The organism is Anoxybacillus sp. EFIL (genome assembly GCF_013096955.1).
Lineage (GTDB): Bacteria > Bacillota > Bacilli > Bacillales > Anoxybacillaceae > Anoxybacillus > Anoxybacillus ayderensis.
The window spans coordinates 1-555 of record NZ_SDLH01000051.1 but is presented as its reverse complement, the minus strand read 5'-3'; the positions used below and the strand labels follow the sequence as shown (position 1 = coordinate 555).

Below are 555 nucleotides of genomic sequence, written 5' to 3'. Positions count from 1 at the left end.
GCGGGTTCGAGTCCCGTCTTCCGCTCCAACATGCCTATGCCGGGGTGGCGGAATTGGCAGACGCACAGGACTTAAAATCCTGCGGTAGGTGACTACCGTGCCGGTTCGAGTCCGGCCCTCGGCACTTTATATGCGCCCGTAGCTCAATTGGATAGAGCATCTGACTACGGATCAGAAGGTTAGGGGTTCGAATCCTCTCGGGCGCGCCATGTTTATATCGTAATGAGGACGGGAAGTAGCTCAGCTTGGTAGAGCACATGGTTTGGGACCATGGGGTCGCAGGTTCGAATCCTGTCTTCCCGACCATTTTCAAGGGGCCTTAGCTCAGCTGGGAGAGCGCCTGCTTTGCACGCAGGAGGTCATCGGTTCGATCCCGATAGGCTCCACCAAAAAAGTATTGACAAGAAAAAACGTAAATGTTATATTAAAAAAAGTCGCAAAAAAAACGACAAGATGTTCCTTGAAAACTGAACGAAGCGAAAAGCGTACAAAAGCTAAGGATAACTTTTCTATGGAGAGTTTGATCCTGGCTCAGGACGAACGCTGGCGGCGTGC

General features: G+C 51.4%; 4 tRNA genes. All 4 read left to right on the top strand.

From position 1 onward, the window contains the following. The first annotated feature begins 38 nt into the window (after positions 1-38). The 4 genes from ES017_RS15260 (at position 39) to ES017_RS15245 (ending at position 389) form a co-directional block, all read left to right on the top strand. A tRNA-Leu gene (locus ES017_RS15260) sits at positions 39-124 on the top strand. A gap of 8 nt (positions 125-132) precedes the next feature. After that, positions 133-209, top strand: a tRNA-Arg gene (locus ES017_RS15255). Positions 210-229: 20 nt separating this feature from the next. Further along, positions 230-306, top strand: a tRNA-Pro gene (locus ES017_RS15250). A gap of 7 nt (positions 307-313) precedes the next feature. Continuing rightward, a tRNA-Ala gene (locus tag ES017_RS15245) sits at positions 314-389 on the top strand. Positions 390-555 lie beyond the last annotated feature (166 nt).